This is a genomic window from Streptomyces sp. NPDC032472, assembly GCF_040636955.1.
In the GTDB taxonomy this organism is placed as follows: Bacteria; Actinomycetota; Actinomycetes; order Streptomycetales; family Streptomycetaceae; genus Streptomyces.
On the sequence record NZ_JBEZVK010000010.1, the window covers coordinates 151,384 to 168,182 of the forward strand.

The window sequence follows — 16,799 nt, forward strand, 5'->3', positions numbered from 1 at the left end:
GCGACTTACGAGGGTTTAGAAGAAGCCGCAGGTGGGAGCCCCCGCGGTGGGGGCGGAGGCGCCTTCGGCGCCCTTGGGTACGGAGATCTCCAGGCGGGTGCCGTCGGGGTCGTGGAAGAAGATCCCGCCGGAGGCGGAGCCCTCGCGGTGGGCGACGACGCCGTCATAGGCGAAGGCGACGCCGAGCTCGCGCAGCCGCACCTCGTAGGCCTCGACCTCGTCGATCCCGCCGGCGGTGAACGCCAGGTGGTGCAGTCCGGCCGCGGTCGGGACGTACGCGCCCTCGGCCTGCTGCCACAGGGTGAGGACGAGCTCGCCGTCCTGTCCGAGGAAGGCGAAGCGGCGGCCCTCCTCCGTGCCCTCGCCGAGCAGCTCGAAGCCCAGGGCCTCGCGGTAGAAGGCGAGCGAGCGGGCGAGGTCGGTGACGTTGAGGCCGATGTGGCCGGTGCGCAGCGTGCTGATGACAGCCGTCACGGCTGTCCCCCCTTCAGGTTCGGGCGATGTTGTCTAACCTTCTAAATTGACATTAATGGTTAGAGGCGCGCCCGTCAACCGGCCACGTACCCTTGACGGGTTAGCAAGGCGGGCAGAGCAGTCCGTACAGGGCATGAAGGAGGGGCGAGATGGCGACCGAGGCGACGGATCCCCGCCCCCTGACCGGCGAGCCGATCTGCCTGGACCTGCTGAACACCCGCTGGATGCGCGAGGGCGAGCTCACCGACCTCTTCGCCGGCGCCTTCGGGCTGACCCGGATGGAGGGCCTCGCCCTCTGGCTGCGCAGCGTCGGGCTGGAGCGCCGCTTCCGCGCCGACGCGCCGACCCTGATCCACCTGCTGACCGCCCGCGAGGCCCTGGCCCGGGCGGTCGCCGACCCGACCGACGACAGTGCGCGCACCCTGGTGGACGCCGTGCTGGAGCACGGCCGCATCCGCGCGACGCTGACCGCCGAAGGTCCGGGCGAGCGGGCCGAGTTCGACGACCCGTCGTGGGGCCCCGCCTGGACGGCCGCCCGCAACTACCTGGAGCTGCTGGGCACTTCCCCCGAGCGGATCCGCAAGTGCGCCTGGGAGACCTGCGTGCTGCACTTCCACGACACCTCACGCAACGGCACGCGGCGCTGGTGCTCGATGGCCGTGTGCGGAAACCGGGCGAAGGCCTCGCGCCACTACGCGCGCACGCGCGAGCGCTGAGACGCCGAAAGTTGTCACACCCCGCCCCGCAGGTGATCGACGGCTCACACGTGTCACAAGGCCGGTAAGTCGACAAAGCAACTCATCAGCCCCTGCGTTTCGCAGCGTTATGCCCCGATACGTCCCCAGTGGCGCACACAGCGACCTGGCGGGTGTCCGCCATGTCAGGTCTCGGTCAATGACAAGGCTCCCCAAACACCTGTCACGTGCGCAAAGCTGACCGGTCATCCGGCACCGAAATCCGGACCGTATCTTTCACTTATCCAGGGATGCTGATGACCTTCGAATCCCCCAGTTCGATATCCGGGGCCCGGCGCGTCGCACGCGTCGCGGCCGCGGCCGGTCTGGTGGCCGCTCTCGCGACCGCGGGCGCCATGCCCGTGTTCGCGGCGACCGGCACCGGCACCGGTACGCCGGGCACCGGTCCGGCCGTCAAGTCGGCCGACCAGAAGCTCGGTTCGGCCGACGCCGAACTGCTGCAGGAGGCCAAGGCCAAGGGCGACGCGACCGTCACCGTCATGGTGGCCACCGCCCCCGGCCAGACCAAGCAGGTCGCGGACCAGCTCACCGCGGTCCAGGGCGCGTCGGTCGGCCAGACCAACGACAAGCTCGGCTACGTCCGCGCCACCCTGCCGACCGGCAAGGCCGAAGCCGCCCTGAAGGCGGCCGCCAAGCTGTCCTCCGTGCACGCCCTGGACCTCAAGCACGAGATCCAGCTCCCGGACCCGCGCCCCGACGCGGGCAAGGAGTCCGGCCAGGCGCAGAAGACCGCCACCGAGAGCTACCCGGCGCCGGACAAGAACACCCCGGCGAAGAACCCGTACAACCCGTCCTTCGAGACCGGTGCGGTGGACTTCGTCGCGAAGAACCCGCAGGCCGACGGCCGCGGCGTGACCATCGGCATCCTGGACTCCGGCGTCGACATCGCCCACCCGGCGCTGCAGAAGACCACCACCGGCGAGCGCAAGATCGTCGACTGGGTCACCGCGACCGACCCGATCGCCGACAACGACGCCACGTGGCGCGCGCAGATCACCCCGGTCGCCCCCTCCGGCGGCTCCTTCACCGCGGGCGGCCAGAGCTGGAAGGCGCCCGAGGGCAACTTCCAGTGGAGCCGCTTCAGCGAGTCGATCACCGCCACCGGTGACATGAAGGGCGACGTCAACCGCGACGGCGACACCACCGACAAGTTCGGCATGCTCTACGACCCGGCCGCCGGGACCGTCCGCGTCGACACCGACCAGGACAACGACTTCACGAACAACGAGCCGATGAAGCCGTACAAGGACGGCTTCCAGATCGGCTACTTCGGCACGGACAACCCGGCGACCGACGTCGTCGAGCGCATCCCGTTCGTGATCCAGATCCGCAAGGACGTCCCGATGGACCCGCTCGGCGGGGACTGGGTCGGCAAGAAGGCCGACTTCGTCAACATCGGCATCATCGAGTCCGAGCACGGCACGCACGTCGCCGGCATCACCGCCGCCAACAGCCTCTTCGGCGGCAAGATGAACGGCGAGGCGCCCGGCGCGAAGATCGTCTCCTCGCGCGCCTGCTCCTGGTCGGGCGGCTGCACCAACATCGCGCTGACCGAGGGCATGATCGACCTCGTCGTCAACCGCGGCGTGGACATCGTCAACATGTCCATCGGCGGCCTGCCGGCGCTGAACGACGGCAACAACGCCCGTGCCGAGCTCTACAAGAACCTCATCGACACCTACGGCGTCCAGCTCGTCATCTCGGCGGGCAACGAGGGCCCGGGCGTCAACACCATCGGCGACCCCGGCCTCGCGGACAAGGTCATCTCCGTGGGTGCCGCCGTCTCCAAGGAGACGTGGGCCGCCAACTACGGCTCCGGCGTGACCAAGAAGTACAACATGTTCCCGTTCTCCTCGCGCGGTCCGCGTGAGGACGGCGGCTTCACGCCGACCATCACCGCCCCCGGCGCGGCCATCAACACCACGCAGACCTGGCTGCCCGGTTCCCCGGTGAAGGAGGCGGGTTACGACCTGCCGGCCGGCTACTCGATGCTCCAGGGCACCTCGATGTCCTCGCCGCAGGCGGCGGGCGCGAGCGCCCTGCTGATCTCGGCCGCCAAGCAGCAGAACATCAAGCTGACCCCGGCGAGCCTGCGCGTGGCGCTCACCAGCACCGCCAAGAAGATCGAGGACGTCCCGGCGCACGCCCAGGGCGCGGGCCTGATCGACATCAACGGCGCGTGGGAGTCCATCCAGCGCGGCGCCAAGGCCGAGGAGTTCACCGTCAAGGCGCCGGTCGACACCGCGATCGACCAGTTCCTGAAGACCCCCGGCTTCGGCACCGGCATCTACGACCGCGAGGGCGGCCTCAAGGTCGGCCAGAAGAAGGTCTACGACGTCGTCGTCACCCGCACCACCGGCGTCAAGTACGGCACCCGCCACAACCTGAGCTGGCGCAACAACGACGGCACCTTCAAGGTCGTCGGCGGCTACGACTACGTCACCCTGCCGCTGAACAAGCCCGTCACCATCAAGGTCGAGGCGAACGCCAAGACGGCCGGCGTGCACAGCGGCATCCTGCAGCTGGACGACGAGACCACCGAGGGCATCGACAAGCAGATCCTGTCGACCGTCGTCGTCTCCACCCCGCTGGCGAAGCCGTCGTTCACCCTGTCGGACACCTCGTCCGTGCAGCGCAACAGCCACAAGTCGTACTTCGTCACCGTGCCGCAGGGCGCGAAGTCCCTCGAGGTCGCCCTCGGCGGTCTCGCGGCGGGCAGCCAGACGCGCTTCATCTCGATCCACCCGTACGGCGTGGGCGTCGAGGACAGCGCCACCACCCAGTGCTACCCGAACTACGACAACCCGGCCAACAAGTGCCGCCCCGACCTGCGCTCGTACGAGAACCCGACGCCGGGCGTCTGGGAGATCGAGGTCGAGTCCCGCCGCACGTCGCCGCTGCTCGACAACCCGTTCAAGCTGGACGTCTCCGTCCTCGGCGCGGGCTTCGACCCGGCGGTCAAGGTCCTGCCCGAGGTCAAGCAGGGCACCCCGGCCCCGGTCCAGTGGACCGTGAAGAACGACGGCGCGGCCATCTCCGGCGGCAAGCTCCAGGGCGGCCCGCTCGGCTCCGCGAAGGTCGCCAAGCCGACCATCGCCAACGGCGAGACCCAGACGACCACCGTCACCATCGGTGAGGGCGTCTCCCGCCTGGACGTGGCCATCGGCGGCGTCTCCGACACCGGTGCCGACCTCGACCTCACCGTCCTCAAGGACGGCGTGAAGGTGGGCTCCTCCGCGGACGGCGACTCCGAGGAGGCCGTGACCCTGCTCAACCCGGCCGCCGGCACGTACACCATCGAGGTGGCCGGCTACGCGGTTCCGTCCGGCTCCACCACGTACAACTACCGCGACGTGTACTTCTCCTCGACGCTGGGCTCCGTCCAGGTCGACGAGGCCGCCGCGGTGAACCTGGCCAACGGCGCCTCGGCGGCGGTGGCGGCCAATGTCGTGGCGAACAGCGCGGCCCCCGAGGGTCGGCAGTTCTTCGGCGAGATCAAGCTGCTCAACGGCCGCGGCACCGCCGCCGGCACCGGCAGCGTGCAGATCGAGAAGGTCACCCCGTAACACGGTGACTGCATGACTGCATGACCGTGTGACTGCATGACGAAGGGGCGGGCGCCATCGGGCGCCCGCCCCTTCCGCGTGCCGCGGCCCTACTTCCCCAGCGAGCTCAGGTCCTGGGCGTAGGTGCCCACCGCGTGGGCGATGACGTCCAGGTTGGTGTCGAAGGCCTTGAGGTCGAGGTTCTTCAGCGTGTCGCCGGCCCCGTGGTAGTTCGGGTCGTACGGGACCCCCGCCGTGCCGCCGTACCGCTTGGCCTGCTCGGCGGTCTTGATGCCCTCGGCGCCGGTGAAGGTGCCCCCGGCCGGGATGCCGTTCGCGATGAACGGGCCGTAGTCGGAGCGGCCGTCGAAGTCGGTGCCCTCGTGCGGCGCGCCCTTGCGGTCGAGGAAGCCGTTGATCAACGCCTCGATCTGGGCCGAGCCGGCCGGCCCGGCGCCCGCGCCCGTCCGGTCCGAGTCGTCGCCGTCGTAGACGAACTGCACCGGGTTCGGCGAGGCGATCATGTCGAAGTTGAGGTAGAGCGCGATGTCCTTCTTCTGCTGCGCGGACAGCTGCGCCACGTAGTGCTCGGAGCCCAGCAGGCCCAGCTCCTCCGCGGACCACCAGGCGAAGCGGACCTTGTTCGCGGGCTGCTTCCCCTTGCCCTTCGTCGCCTCCGCGAGCTTGAGGGCCACCTCCAGCAGGCCGGCCGAGCCGGAGCCGTTGTCGTTGATGCCCGGGCCCTCCATGACCGAGTCCAGGTGGGCTCCGACCGTGACGACCCGGTCGGCGCGGCCGCCGCGGGTCTCGGCGATCACGTTGCGGGTGGGGTGCTTGATGTGCTCCTGGTCCAGCTCCAGACGGACCTGAACCTCGCCCTTGGCAGCGGCCTCGGTCAGCGCCTCCCCGTCGGCGAGGGTGATGCCAGCGCTCGGGATGATCCCGTTCGCGGGGGTGGAGAACCCTCCGCGCACCGGGGTGGTACCGCTGTGGTTGTAGACGATCAGCCCGACGGCGCCGGCCGCGGCGGCCGCGCGCTGCTTCTCCACGAAGGTGCAGGCGCCCCGCTTGACCAGGGCGATCTTCCCGGCGAAGACGCCGGCCGGATAGTCGGCGGCGTCGCAGCCCGGGGTCTCGTCGACCCGGGCGGGGGCGATCGGGGCGGTCAGGCCGCCGGCCGGGGTGGAGGGGGTGTAGTTGAAGGCGGCGGTCGCGAGCTCGCGCGGCTGGTTCCCGAGGACGGTGGCCTTCTCCGTCTTCGTGCGGGCCTCGTAGATGTCGAAGTCCTGGTAGGAGACCTGGTAGCCGGCCTTCTCCAGGGTGTCGTGGACGTACGCGGCGGAGGCCGCGTGGCCGGGCGAGCCGGCGACGCGGGTGCCGGCGGCCGCATCGGCGAACTGCTGGAACTTCGCCAGGTGGCGGTAGGCGCCGCGCGCCGTGACCTCCTTCACCAGCTCCTTGGCGAGCCGGCCCTCGTGCGGGCGGGCGGCCGCCGGGGCCGCGGTGGCGGTCAGCAGGGCGGGTACGGCGACGGCTGCGGCCGCGAGGGCGGCGAGGGCCGGTATCGACCGGCGGTGGCGACGGCGGAAGTCACGCACGATGATTCTCCCCGAGTTCGAAGTGCGGAACAGATGCCCGTATAGCGGACAACGGCAGAACGGACCGTAACCGGCCTCGACCAGGCAAAACGGGTGTTCAGGGAAGTCGCAACAGGGCCGCCACGGATTCGTCACGCGGGTTCACAATCGGAACCCGGTCCGCTCCTCGGACAATGGATTGGACAAGCCTCGTGGGGTCGAACGCATGATGGCCTCAGCGCGCCCGCGTCGTACGCACCAGAAGGAGTCACCGTGAGGGTTGGAATCGTCGGAGCCACCGGCCAGGTCGGCGGAGTCATGCGCAGCATCCTCGCCGAGCGCAAGTTCCCGGTGGACGAGCTGCGGCTGTTCGCCTCCGCCCGTTCCGCCGGCTCCACCCTGGAGTGGGAGGGCAAGGAGATCACCGTCGAGGACGCCGCCACGGCCGACTACACCGGCCTGGACATCGTGCTGTTCTCCGCGGGCGGCGCCACCTCCAAGGCCCTCGCCGAGAAGGTCGCCTCCCAGGGCGCCGTCGTGATCGACAACTCCTCCGCCTGGCGCCGCGACCCCGAGGTCCCCCTCGTGGTCTCCGAGGTCAACGCCCACGCGATCAAGGACCGCCCCAAGGGAATCATCGCCAACCCGAACTGCACCACCATGGCCGCCATGCCCGTGCTGCGCCCGCTGCACGAGGAGGCCGGGCTGCTCTCCATGGTCGCCACCACCTACCAGGCCGTCTCCGGCTCGGGCCTGGCCGGTGTCGCCGAGCTGCGCACCCAGGCCTGCGCGGTGGCCGAGCAGGCCGACCAGCTGGCCTTCGACGGCGAGGCCGTCGAGTTCCCCGAGCCCGGCGTCTACAAGCGCCCGATCGCCTTCAACGTGCTGCCGCTGGCCGGCTCGATCGTCGACGACGGCTCCTTCGAGACCGACGAGGAGCAGAAGCTCCGCAACGAGTCCCGCAAGATCCTGGAGATCCCGGAGCTGAAGGTCTCCGGCACCTGCGTGCGCGTCCCGGTCTTCTCGGGCCACTCCCTCCAGGTCAACGCCCGCTTCGCCCGCCCGATCAGCGTGGAGCGCGCGTACGAGCTGCTGAAGGACGCCCCGGGCGTGGAGCTGTCGGAGATCCCGACCCCCCTGCAGGCGGCCGGCAAGGACGCCTCGTACGTGGGCCGCATCCGCGTGGACGAGACCGTGGAGCACGGCCTGGCGCTGTTCCTCTCCAACGACAACCTGCGCAAGGGCGCGGCCCTGAACGCGGTCCAGATCGCCGAGCTGGTCGCCGAGGAGCTCCAGCAGGGCTGACCCTGCCCCGCACGACCGAGGGCGGCACCGTCACGGTGCCGCCCTCGGTGCGTCTGCGGCCAGAGCGCCGGTTGCCGGCGCAGCGCCCGGTCGATCTCCTTCAACGCCTGCGCGGGTACGGCGCCGATCCGCCGTCCGAACCTGGACAGGTCCAGCGCCCGGATCTGCTCGCACCGTGCCTTGGAGTCGAGGTCGAGACCGCAGTCCGCCGCGGCCAGGAAGATCTGGAACGTGCGGAGATGCTGGACGTTCGAAGTCACCGGAACGACGGCAAGAACCACCCGGCCGGCACGGTCCGCCATCCGGTTTGATCTTCATACCCTGGATGCTGCCAACAGAGCTACTGCGGGTGCCACCCCACAGCGGCCCGACGCAGCGTTCGCCCTCGGGTTACACCGGCGCGGTGGTCGGGCCCGCGTGCAAGGATGGCCGGGAACGTCACCATCGAAGGAGATGAACGCGTGCCTGGCACGAATCTGACCCGTGAAGAGGCTCGGCAGCGGGCGCAGCTGCTGACCGTCGACTCCTACGAGATCGACCTCGACCTGAGCGGGGCGCAGGAGGGCGGTACGTACCCCTCCGTGACCACCGTGCGCTTCCGGTCCGCGGAGGCGGGCGCGGAAACCTTCATCGACCTGGTCGCGCCGGCCGTGCACGAGGTCGTCCTCAACGGCACCTCGCTGGACGTGGCCGCGGTGTTCCGGGACTCGCGCATCGCGCTGGCGGGCCTGAAGGCCGGGGCCAACGAGCTCAAGGTCGTCGCGGACTGCGCCTACACCAACACGGGCGAGGGCCTGCACCGCTTCGTCGACCCGGTCGACCAGCAGGCCTACCTGTACACCCAGTTCGAGGTGCCGGACGCGCGGCGGGTGTTCGCCAGCTTCGAGCAGCCCGACCTGAAGGCGACGTTCCAGTTCACCGTGACGGCCCCCGAGGGCTGGACGGTCGTCTCGAACTCCCCACGGGACGTTCCTGAGGGGGCGGAGCCCGCCGAGGTCAAGGACAACGTCTGGCGTTTCGCGCCGACCCCGCGCATCTCGACGTACATCACCGCGCTGATCGTCGGCCCGTACCACTCGGTGCACAGCACCTACGAGGGCAAGGACGGCCAGGTCGTACCGCTCGGCATCTACTGCCGGCCCTCGCTCGCCGAGTTCCTCGACGCCGAGGCGATCTTCGACGTGACGCGGCAGGGCTTCGACTGGTTCCAGGAGAAGTTCGCGTACGACTACCCCTTCGCCAAGTACGACCAGCTGTTCGTGCCGGAGTTCAACGCGGGCGCGATGGAGAACGCGGGCGCGGTCACCATCCGCGACCAGTACGTCTTCCGCTCGAAGGTGACGGACGCGGCGTACGAGACCCGTGCCGAGACGATCCTCCACGAGCTCGCGCACATGTGGTTCGGCGACCTGGTCACCATGGAGTGGTGGAACGACCTGTGGCTGAACGAGTCGTTCGCGACCTACACCTCGATCGCCTGCCAGGCGTACGCCGAGGGCACGAAGTGGCCGCACGCGTGGACCACGTTCGCCAACTCGATGAAGACCTGGGCGTACCGGCAGGACCAGCTGCCGTCCACGCACCCGATCATGGCGGACATCCGTGACCTGGACGACGTCCTGGTCAACTTCGACGGCATCACGTACGCCAAGGGCGCCTCGGTGCTCAAGCAGCTCGTCGCCTACGTCGGCATGGACGCCTTCTTCAAGGGCGTGCAGGCGTACTTCAAGGCGCACGCGTTCGGCAACACGCGCCTGTCGGACCTGCTGGGCGCCCTGGAGGAGACCTCGGGCCGCGACCTGACCGCCTGGTCGAAGGCGTGGCTGGAGACCGCCGGCATCAACGTGCTGCGCCCGCGGATCGAGACCGGCGCCGACGGCGTCATCACCGCGTTCGCGGTCGCCCAGGAGGCCCCGGCGCTGCCGGCGGGCGCCCAGGGCCAGCCGACGCTGCGCCCGCACCGCATCGCGATCGGCCTGTACGACCTCGACGGCGGCCGCCTGGTGCGCACGGACCGGATCGAGCTGGACATCGACGGCGAGCTGACGGCGGTGCCGGAGCTGGTCGGCCGGACCCGCCCGGCGGTCGTGCTGCTCAACGACGACGACCTGTCGTACGCGAAGGTCCGCCTGGACGAGGTCTCGCTGGCCAACGTCACCGCTCACCTGGGTGACTTCACCGAGTCGCTGCCGCGGGCGCTGTGCTGGGCGTCGGCGTGGGACATGACCCGCGACGGCGAGCTGGCCACGCGCGACTACCTCTCCCTCGTCCTGTCGGGCATCGGCAAGGAGTCGGACATCGGCGTGGTCCAGTCGCTGCACCGCCAGGTGAAGCTGGCCGTGGACCTGTACGCCGACCCGGCGTGGCGCGAGCAGGGCCTCGCGGCCTGGACCGAGGCCACCCTGGAGCACCTGCGCGGCGCCGAGCCGGGCAGCGACCACCAGCTGGCGTGGGCCCGCGCCTTCGCGGCGACCGCCCGCACCGACGCCCAGCTGACCTACCTGGCGGCGCTGCTGGACGGCTCGGCCGAGGTCGAGGGCCTGGTCGTGGACACGGAGCTGCGCTGGGCGTTCCTGGAGCGCCTGGCCGCGACGGGCCGCGCGGACGAGGCGGCGATCGCCGCGGAGCTGGAGCGCGACCGGACGGCGGCGGGCGAGCGCCACGCGGCCACGGCGCGGGCCGCGCGCCCGACGGCCGAGGCGAAGGCCGCGGCCTGGGCCTCGGTGGTGGAGTCCGCGGACCTGCCGAACGCGGTGCAGGAGGCCGTGATCGGCGGCTTCGTCCAGTCCGACCAGCGCGAGCTGCTGGCTCCGTACACGGAGAAGTACTTCGCGGTGGTCAAGGGCATCTGGGAGAGCCGCAGCCACGAGATCGCCCAGCAGATCGCGGTCGGCTTCTACCCCTCGCTCCAGGTCTCCGAGGAGACGCTGGCCGCGACGGACGCCTGGCTGGCCTCGGCCGAGCCGAACGCGGCCCTGCGCCGCCTGGTCTCTGAGTCCCGCTCGGGCGTCGAGCGCGCCCTGAAGGCCCAGGCCGCGGACGCCGCCGCCGGCCGCGCCTGACGCACACCCCCGCGGGGCCCGGTGCCCGCCCGCAAGGGCGCGCCGGGCCCCGCGGCATTCCCGCCCGTCTGCGCGGCGGGCCCGACGGCGGCCGCGTCACGGGTCGCGCCGGGCCGCGGCCACCTCCCGAAGGGCGGTGAGCACCCGGGCGACGGCCGGGGCGGTCTCCGCCCCGCGACGGGTGGCTGCGATGACGTGGCGGGTGGGGCGGTCGTGGGCCAGGACCCGGACGGCGACGCCCGAGGCGCGGCTGGAAACCATGCGCGGGACGAGGGCCACGCCCATGCCCGCCTGGACCATGGCGAGGATGGCGGTCCAGCCGGCCGCGGCGTGGGCCTGTTCGGGGACGAAGCCCGCCGCCTCGCAGGCGCTGCGGGCGATCTCCTGCCAGGGGCCGCTGCCCCCGTAGATCCACGGGTCGCCGGACAGGTCCGCCAGCCGCAGCTCCGGCTCCGCGGCCAGCGGGTGGTCCGGGGGCAGGGCGACGTCGAGGGGGTCCTCCAGCAGCACCATCCGGGTGAAGCGGGCGTCGCGGGCGGTCGGGGCGTGGGCCGCGAGCGACAGGGCCAGGTCGACCGTCCCGGCGGAGAGCAGCTCGTAGGACTCGGCGGCCTCGGTCTCCCGGACCCGTACCTCCACCTGCGGGTGGGTCCGGCGCAGGGCAGCGACCGCGGGGACGACCAGCACCGGCACGGCGGTGGAGAAGGCCCCGATCCGCACCTCCCCGGCGTCCCCGGCCAGGTACCCGGCGAGCTCGGCGTCGGCCCGCTCCAGCTGGGCGAAGACCGCGTCCGTGTGCCGCAGGACGAGGTGCGCGGCGTCCGTGAGGCGGACCCGGCGGCCGTGCGCCTCCAGCAGGACGACGCCCAGCTGCCGGGCGAGGTTGGTCAGCTGCTGCGAAACGGCCGAGGGCGTCATGTGCAGCGCCTCGGCCGTCGCGGTCACGGTGCCCCGTTCGGCCAGGGTCCGCAGGATCCGCAGCTTCTTGATGTCCCACTCGGTCATGGGCCCGAACCTACCGCCGGGCCCCCAGGCCCACGCCGCCCAGGATCAGCGCCATGCACAGCAGCTGGGCGGTGCCGGTGCGCTCGCCGAGGAGCAGCAGGCCGAGTCCGGCGACGCAGACCGGCTGGAGGTAGTAGACGACTCCGGCACGGGCCGCGCCGATCAGCGAGACGGCCTTGTTCCAGGCGAAGAAGGCGACCGCGGAGGACATGACGCCGACGTAGAGCAGCATGCCCGCGGTGCCCGGCGTGGCCTCGAACCCGCCCTGGATGTGCAGGGAGGCGGCGTACGCGGGGGCCAGCATCAGTGCACCGAGCACGAAGGTGGTCAGCAGGAAGGCCAGGCCGCCGAGTTCGGCGGGCTTGCGCCTGAGCAGGGCGCTGTACGTGGCGAAGCACAGGGCGGCGGCGAACATCCACAGGTCGCCGGCGCCGAAGTCGAAGCCGATCGAGCCGTCGCCGACGAGCAGCAGCACCCCGAAGGCGGCGGTCAGCAGGCCCAGGGTGCGCCGGGCGCCGAGGCGTTCGCCGCCGAGTCGGGCGTACAGCGCCATGATGACCGGGGAGGCGGCCATGATCATGCCCATGTTGGAGGCGGAGGTGGTCAGCCCGGCCTGGTGCACCAGGGTGTTGTACAGGGCCACCCCGAACAGCGAGGCGAGGGCGGTGTAGCCGAGGTGGCGGCGGATCAGCGCCCGCTGCCGCCAGGCCTGGCGGGCGGCGAACGGGGCGACCGCGACGGCGGCGATGACCCACCGCCAGAAGACGGCCTGGACGGGCGGGACGCTGTCGGCCATGCCCCGGGTGGCGACGAAGCTGCCCGACCAGACCACCGTGGCGACCAGCGCGAGGAGGACGCCGAGTCCGGTGGCGGCCCCCTTCTCCGCGCCGGTGTCGGTGGTGCTGGTGTGGTGGGCGGCGGTGCGGACCCGGTCCATGACGGCCACGGTGCGTCTCCCCCTCGGGGCTTGGTGTTCGGCTGGGATGTCCCTACCGTCGCAGCCCCTTATAGATCAGGTCCATCGAAATGTTTCGATCTGTCTTTTCAGCAGAACTGAACGATCGGCGTACGGTGGCGGTCGCCGGTGCGGACACGGCGGGGGCGGCGGGTGCGGCGGGCGCGGCGGCCTTGGCGGCGAACAGCTGCCCGGTGACGGTGGCCCCGAACGCGATCGCCATGCCCAGCAGCTGGACGGGCGTCAGGTCCTGGCCCAGGGCGGCCCACCCGATGACGGCGGCGGTCAGCGGGGAGAGCGGACCGAGCAGGGTGACCGAGGTGGCGCTGAGCTTGCCGATGCCGCGGAACCAGAGCCAGTACGCGATCCCGGTGTTGATCAGCATCATGTAGCCGTAGCCGAGCAGGGCGCTGCCGTCGAGCGCGGGCGGCGCCCCTTCGACGAGGGCCGCGACCGGGATGATGACCAGCCCGCCGGCGGTGAGCTGCCAGCCGGTCACGGCCAGCGGGCCGACACCCTCGGGCCGCCCCCAGCGCTTGGTCATGACGGTGCCGGCGGCCATGGAGACAGAGGAGACGAGCCCGGCGGCGATGCCGACGGCGTCCAGCCGGGCCTGGGCGGTGAGGACGACCATGCTCACGCCCAGCGCGGCGGTGACGGAGGCCAGGACGGTCCGCAGCCGCGCCCGCTCCCCGAGCAGGAGGGCGGCGAGCCCGACGACGAACAGGGGTCCGGCGGAGCCGAGGACGGCGGCGACACCGCCGGGCAGCCGGTAGGCGGAGAGGAACAGCAGCGGGAAGAAGGCGCCGATGTTGAGCGTGCCGAGGACCGCGGACTTCCACCACCACCTGCCGGTGGGCAGGGTCCGGGAGAGGGCGGTGAGCAGCAGCCCGGCGGGCAGGGCCCGCATCACGCCGGTGAACAGCGGCCGGTCGGGCGGCAGCAGTTCGGTGGCGACGGCGTAGGTGGTGCCCCAGGAGACGGGGGCGAGCGCGGTCAGGGCGACGGTGGCGAGGCGCTTCATGGCAGGTGACTCCTCGGAAGAGCTGTGAGGAACGGTGGAGGACGGTGCGGGCGCGGCGGCGTCCGGGCCGCTGGGGCGACGGCCGGTCAGGCGACGGCCGGTCAGGCGGCGGCCGGTCAGGCGGCGGCCGGTCAGGCGGCGGCCGGGGCCTGCGGGGCGCCCAGCCGGGCGCCGGCCGCAGCCGCGGCCACGGCGGCGGCGGGCGGCTCGGCGTGCACGGCCTCGGCGGGCAGGTGCCGCTCAAGGCGGAGCAGGGCGAGGGCGGCGCCGGCCGCGGCGAGGGCGAGGACGGCCCAGGGCAGGCGGCCGTCGACGGACAGCAGGGAGGTGAACAGGGAGGGGGCGAGGGCGGTGGCCAGCGAGTAGGAGAGCTGGTAGGTGGCCAGGTAGCGGCCGCGGACGGCTTCGGGGGCGGAGGAGACGGACAGGGCGCCGCCGGAGGGGCTGTGCACCAGCTCGCCGAGGGTGTAGACGACGACGATGGCCAGCAGGGCCACCAGGGTGGCGCGCTGCCCGGGGCGGACGGTGCCGAGGACGATCTGCCCGACGAAGGCGGCGGCGAAGAGCAGCGAGCCGAGGGCCGCGGAGCGGGTCCGGCGGGCTCCGGAGCGGCGGACCCGGCCGGCGACGAGGACGCCGATCCCGGCGCACAGGACGGTGTTGACGGTGAACGCGGCGCCGGTGACGGAGTCGGGGCCGTGCAGCCAGGTCGCGATGTAGAGCGGGAAGAGCACGGAGAGGGCCGAGTAGCCCAGCGCGGTCAGGAAGTTGGCGGCGGTCAGCCCGAGGAAGGGCCGGTCGCGCAGCACCATCCGGTACCCGGCCTGCGGCCGCGCCGCACCGGCCGGCTGCTCCCCGCGCACCGTGCGGACCCGCGCGACGAGCAGCCCGGCGAGGGCGAAGGCGAGCGCGTTGCCCCAGGCGGTGTACGTGAACGCGCCGGTCCCCCACAGCCCCAGCACCCCGGAGACGAGCAGGGCGCCCGCACCCATCCCGGCGTTCTGCAGGGCCCGCAGGGAGGCCTGGAGCCGGTCGCGGGCGGAGCCGCGCGCCACCTCGCCGATCAGGGACTGCTGGACCACCGGGAACGACCGGTCGGCGAGGGCGGTGACCAGCGCGACCGCGGCGAAGGCGGGCAGCGAGTGGGCCAGCGGGTAGAGCGCGAAGCCGAGGGCGCGCAGCCCGTAGAGCAGCAGGTTGACCCGCTTGGCGCCGAAGCGGTCGACGGCCGAGCCGGCCAGCGGCATGGCGGCGAGCCCGGCGAGGCCGGTCACGGTCAGGACCAGGCCGACGAGGGCGAAGGAGAGGCCGGTGACCTGGTGGAAGAAGACGAGGGAGAAGGGCACGTACATGCCGATCCCGATCGCGCTGATACCGATGCCGACGAGCAGCGGCCGCTCGCCCTGCACCCGGTCCTGGACCTTCATAACGCCCCGCCCCCCAAGTAGGTTGATAGCAAGTAGCTTACTCCTAAGCTACTTTTCGTCAAGCAACTTTCTTGCGGACGATCGAGGGGAATCGGGATACTGCCGCCATGAACGAGGCCAACAAGGACGCCGTCGACGCGATCATCGACCAGTGGGCCGCCGTGCGCCCGGACCTGGACACCGCCCCCATGGAGCTCTTCGGGCGCATCTACCGGATCGCCAAGGCCATGGGCGACGCCATGGACAACGCCTACGGCCGGTACGGGATCTCACGCGGCGAGTTCGACGTCGTGGCGACGCTGCGGCGTTCGGGTGAGCCGTTCACGCTCTCACCCCGCCAGCTGTCGGCCACGCTGATGCTCACCACCGGCGGCATGACCGGACGCCTGGACAAGCTGGAGAAGGCCGGGCTGCTGTGCCGCAAGCCCGACCCGCACGACCGGCGCGGACTGCAGGTCACCATCACCGACCGCGGGCTCGCCCTCATCGACGAGGCGGTCACGGCCGGGGTCGAGGTGCAGCGGGCGGCGCTGACCGGGCTGAGCCAGGAGGAGGTCGCCGTCCTGTCGCGCCTGCTCCGCAAGCTGCTGGCCGCGGTCTAGGCCCGTATGCACGGGCCGGCGGAGGCGCCCGTCCGGGCGCACGACGGGGCGCCGGAGGTCCGCCCCACGGCCGACGGCATCGGCCCGCGGACCTCCGGCGCCCCGGAAGTCATGTGAAAGGTACTGAGAACGCCGGAGCGGTGCTGCCGCCCCGGCGGCGGGTCAGCCCTGCTTCTGCTGCTTGCGCGACTTGTCGCCGACCATCACGAGGCCCGCGATGACCAGGAAGATGACGACCGGCAGGACCACGTACAGGCCGATCGTCACGCCGGCGCTAATGCCCTGGCCCGGGTCGTCGCCGTCGTCGCGGGTCACCGCGAGCGCGGGAGACGTCATCAGCAGCATCATCAGCGCAGATCCGGCCGTGACGGCCGCGGCGCGCAGAGCGTTCTTCTTGTCCACGGTGCAAACGTAGCGAACACCTAAACGGGGCGCGCGCCCGGGGGTGCCGTACGGGGATGCGCCCCCTCCCGCACCGCGCTCAGCAGGGCGTTCGCCCGGGGCGAGGCCTTCAGCGCCTCCAGGGTGAGGGGCCGGCCCGCCGCGTCCGCGAGCGGGAGCCGCCAGTTGGGGTACTGGTCCCAGGTCCCGGGGAGGTTCTGCGGCCGGCGGTCCCCCACCGCGTCCGGCAGCCATACGCCGACCAGCCGGGCGGGGGTGCGCAGCAGGAAGCCGTACAGGGCGGCCACGGCGGCCTCCTCGCCCTTGGTGTCGAAGCCGAGCCCCGCCAGCACGTCCAGCCACTCGGCGGTGTCGGCGGCGTCCTCGGCGCTCTCCTGCCCGAGCGGGCGGGTCAGCAGGCCCAGCCGGTCGCGCAGCTCGACATGGGCGCCCGCCAGTTTGGCCGCGGTGGGCGGCAGGTCGTGGGTGGTGGCGGTGGCCAGGCAGTCGGCCCGCCAGCGGGCGGGGGCCAGCGGCCGGCCGTCGCCCACCCAGTCCCGTTCGAACCACAGCACCGAGGTGCCCAGCACCCCGCGCTCGGCGAGCGCCTGACGCACTCTCGGCTCCACCGTGCCGAGGTCCTCGCCGATGACGAGGGCGCCGGCCCGGTGCGCCTCCAGGACCAGG

At 72.0% G+C, this 16,799-nt stretch carries 13 protein-coding genes and 1 pseudogene; 5 read left to right on the forward strand and 9 right to left on the reverse strand.

Translation table 11 applies throughout. The features are described 5' to 3' along the window. Positions 1-15: 15 nt before the first annotated feature. Complete coding sequence (locus AB0F11_RS09100) at positions 16-474, reverse strand: VOC family protein (protein WP_362169949.1); 459 nt, start codon at positions 472-474, stop codon at positions 16-18. Positions 475-623: 149 nt separating this feature from the next. Here AB0F11_RS09100 and AB0F11_RS09105 point away from each other — a divergent pair, with 149 nt between their 5' ends. Continuing rightward, entirely contained in the window at positions 624-1,190 is a 567-nt protein-coding gene (locus AB0F11_RS09105; RefSeq protein WP_362169951.1) for a CGNR zinc finger domain-containing protein, read from the forward strand. Between the two features lie 275 nt (positions 1,191-1,465). Further along, on the forward strand, positions 1,466-4,795 hold the full coding sequence (locus AB0F11_RS09110) for a S8 family serine peptidase (RefSeq protein ID WP_362169953.1): 3,330 nt from the start codon (positions 1,466-1,468) through the stop codon (positions 4,793-4,795). An 89-nt stretch (positions 4,796-4,884) separates the two neighbouring features. On the opposite strand, the gene AB0F11_RS09115 is transcribed toward AB0F11_RS09110, so the two are convergent. Continuing rightward, positions 4,885-6,372 carry a M28 family metallopeptidase gene (locus AB0F11_RS09115; RefSeq protein ID WP_362169955.1) on the reverse strand — a complete coding sequence of 496 codons (1,488 nt, stop codon included), beginning with the start codon at positions 6,370-6,372 and terminating at the stop codon, positions 4,885-4,887. A 252-nt stretch (positions 6,373-6,624) separates the two neighbouring features. On the opposite strand from AB0F11_RS09115, the gene AB0F11_RS09120 reads away from it, so the two are divergent. Next, a complete protein-coding gene (locus tag AB0F11_RS09120) occupies positions 6,625-7,656 on the forward strand; it encodes an aspartate-semialdehyde dehydrogenase (protein ID WP_362169957.1) in 1,032 nt (343 codons plus the stop codon). Positions 7,657-7,742: 86 nt separating this feature from the next. Here the strand turns inward: AB0F11_RS09120 and AB0F11_RS09125 are convergent. Then, positions 7,743-7,958 (reverse strand): annotated as a pseudogene (locus tag AB0F11_RS09125) (type II toxin-antitoxin system PemK/MazF family toxin); the annotation flags it as partial. 159 nt (positions 7,959-8,117) lie between these two features. Here AB0F11_RS09125 and pepN point away from each other — a divergent pair. After that, positions 8,118-10,718, forward strand: coding sequence for an aminopeptidase N (gene pepN / locus AB0F11_RS09130; protein WP_362169959.1), 2,601 nt, complete (start codon positions 8,118-8,120; stop codon positions 10,716-10,718). A 96-nt stretch (positions 10,719-10,814) separates the two neighbouring features. On the opposite strand, the gene AB0F11_RS09135 is transcribed toward pepN, so the two are convergent. The 4 genes from AB0F11_RS09135 to AB0F11_RS09150 form a co-directional block, all read right to left on the reverse strand. After that, positions 10,815-11,723, reverse strand: a complete 909-nt coding sequence (locus AB0F11_RS09135) for a LysR family transcriptional regulator (protein ID WP_362169961.1) — start codon at positions 11,721-11,723, stop codon at positions 10,815-10,817. A 10-nt stretch (positions 11,724-11,733) separates the two neighbouring features. Next, positions 11,734-12,660, reverse strand: a complete 927-nt coding sequence (locus AB0F11_RS09140; protein WP_362169986.1) for a DMT family transporter — start codon at positions 12,658-12,660, stop codon at positions 11,734-11,736. A gap of 52 nt (positions 12,661-12,712) precedes the next feature. Further along, on the reverse strand, positions 12,713-13,702 hold the full coding sequence (locus AB0F11_RS09145) for an EamA family transporter (RefSeq protein ID WP_362169963.1): 990 nt from the start codon (positions 13,700-13,702) through the stop codon (positions 12,713-12,715). Between the two features lie 131 nt (positions 13,703-13,833). Then, complete coding sequence (locus tag AB0F11_RS09150; RefSeq protein WP_362169965.1) at positions 13,834-15,129, reverse strand: MFS transporter; 1,296 nt, start codon at positions 15,127-15,129, stop codon at positions 13,834-13,836. 107 nt (positions 15,130-15,236) lie between these two features. On the opposite strand from AB0F11_RS09150, the gene AB0F11_RS09155 reads away from it, so the two are divergent. Further along, entirely contained in the window at positions 15,237-15,731 is a 495-nt protein-coding gene (locus tag AB0F11_RS09155; RefSeq protein WP_362169967.1) for a MarR family transcriptional regulator, read from the forward strand. Between the two features lie 162 nt (positions 15,732-15,893). On the opposite strand, the gene AB0F11_RS09160 is transcribed toward AB0F11_RS09155, so the two are convergent. Together AB0F11_RS09160 and AB0F11_RS09165 are read right to left on the reverse strand one after the other, a co-directional pair. After that, on the reverse strand, positions 15,894-16,133 hold the full coding sequence (locus AB0F11_RS09160; RefSeq protein WP_362169969.1) for a hypothetical protein: 240 nt from the start codon (positions 16,131-16,133) through the stop codon (positions 15,894-15,896). Between the two features lie 20 nt (positions 16,134-16,153). Further along, positions 16,154-16,799: 4-alpha-glucanotransferase (locus AB0F11_RS09165; protein ID WP_362169971.1), on the reverse strand; the 646-nt coding region annotated here is incomplete at its 5' end.

Bases quoted from the DNA above. Each gene is read 5' to 3' on its own strand.
- AB0F11_RS09150 (WP_362169965.1), bottom strand. From the start codon at position 15,129: ATGAAGGTCCAGGACCGGGTGCAGGGCGAGCGGCCGCTGCTCGTCGGC.
- AB0F11_RS09155 (WP_362169967.1), top strand. From the start codon at position 15,237: ATGAACGAGGCCAACAAGGACGCCGTCGACGCGATCATCGACCAGTGG.
- AB0F11_RS09105 (WP_362169951.1), top strand. From the start codon at position 624: ATGGCGACCGAGGCGACGGATCCCCGCCCCCTGACCGGCGAGCCGATC.
- AB0F11_RS09135 (WP_362169961.1), bottom strand. From the start codon at position 11,723: ATGACCGAGTGGGACATCAAGAAGCTGCGGATCCTGCGGACCCTGGCC.
- AB0F11_RS09145 (WP_362169963.1), bottom strand. From the start codon at position 13,702: ATGAAGCGCCTCGCCACCGTCGCCCTGACCGCGCTCGCCCCCGTCTCC.
- AB0F11_RS09110 (WP_362169953.1), top strand. From the start codon at position 1,466: ATGACCTTCGAATCCCCCAGTTCGATATCCGGGGCCCGGCGCGTCGCA.
- AB0F11_RS09140 (WP_362169986.1), bottom strand. From the start codon at position 12,660: ATGGACCGGGTCCGCACCGCCGCCCACCACACCAGCACCACCGACACC.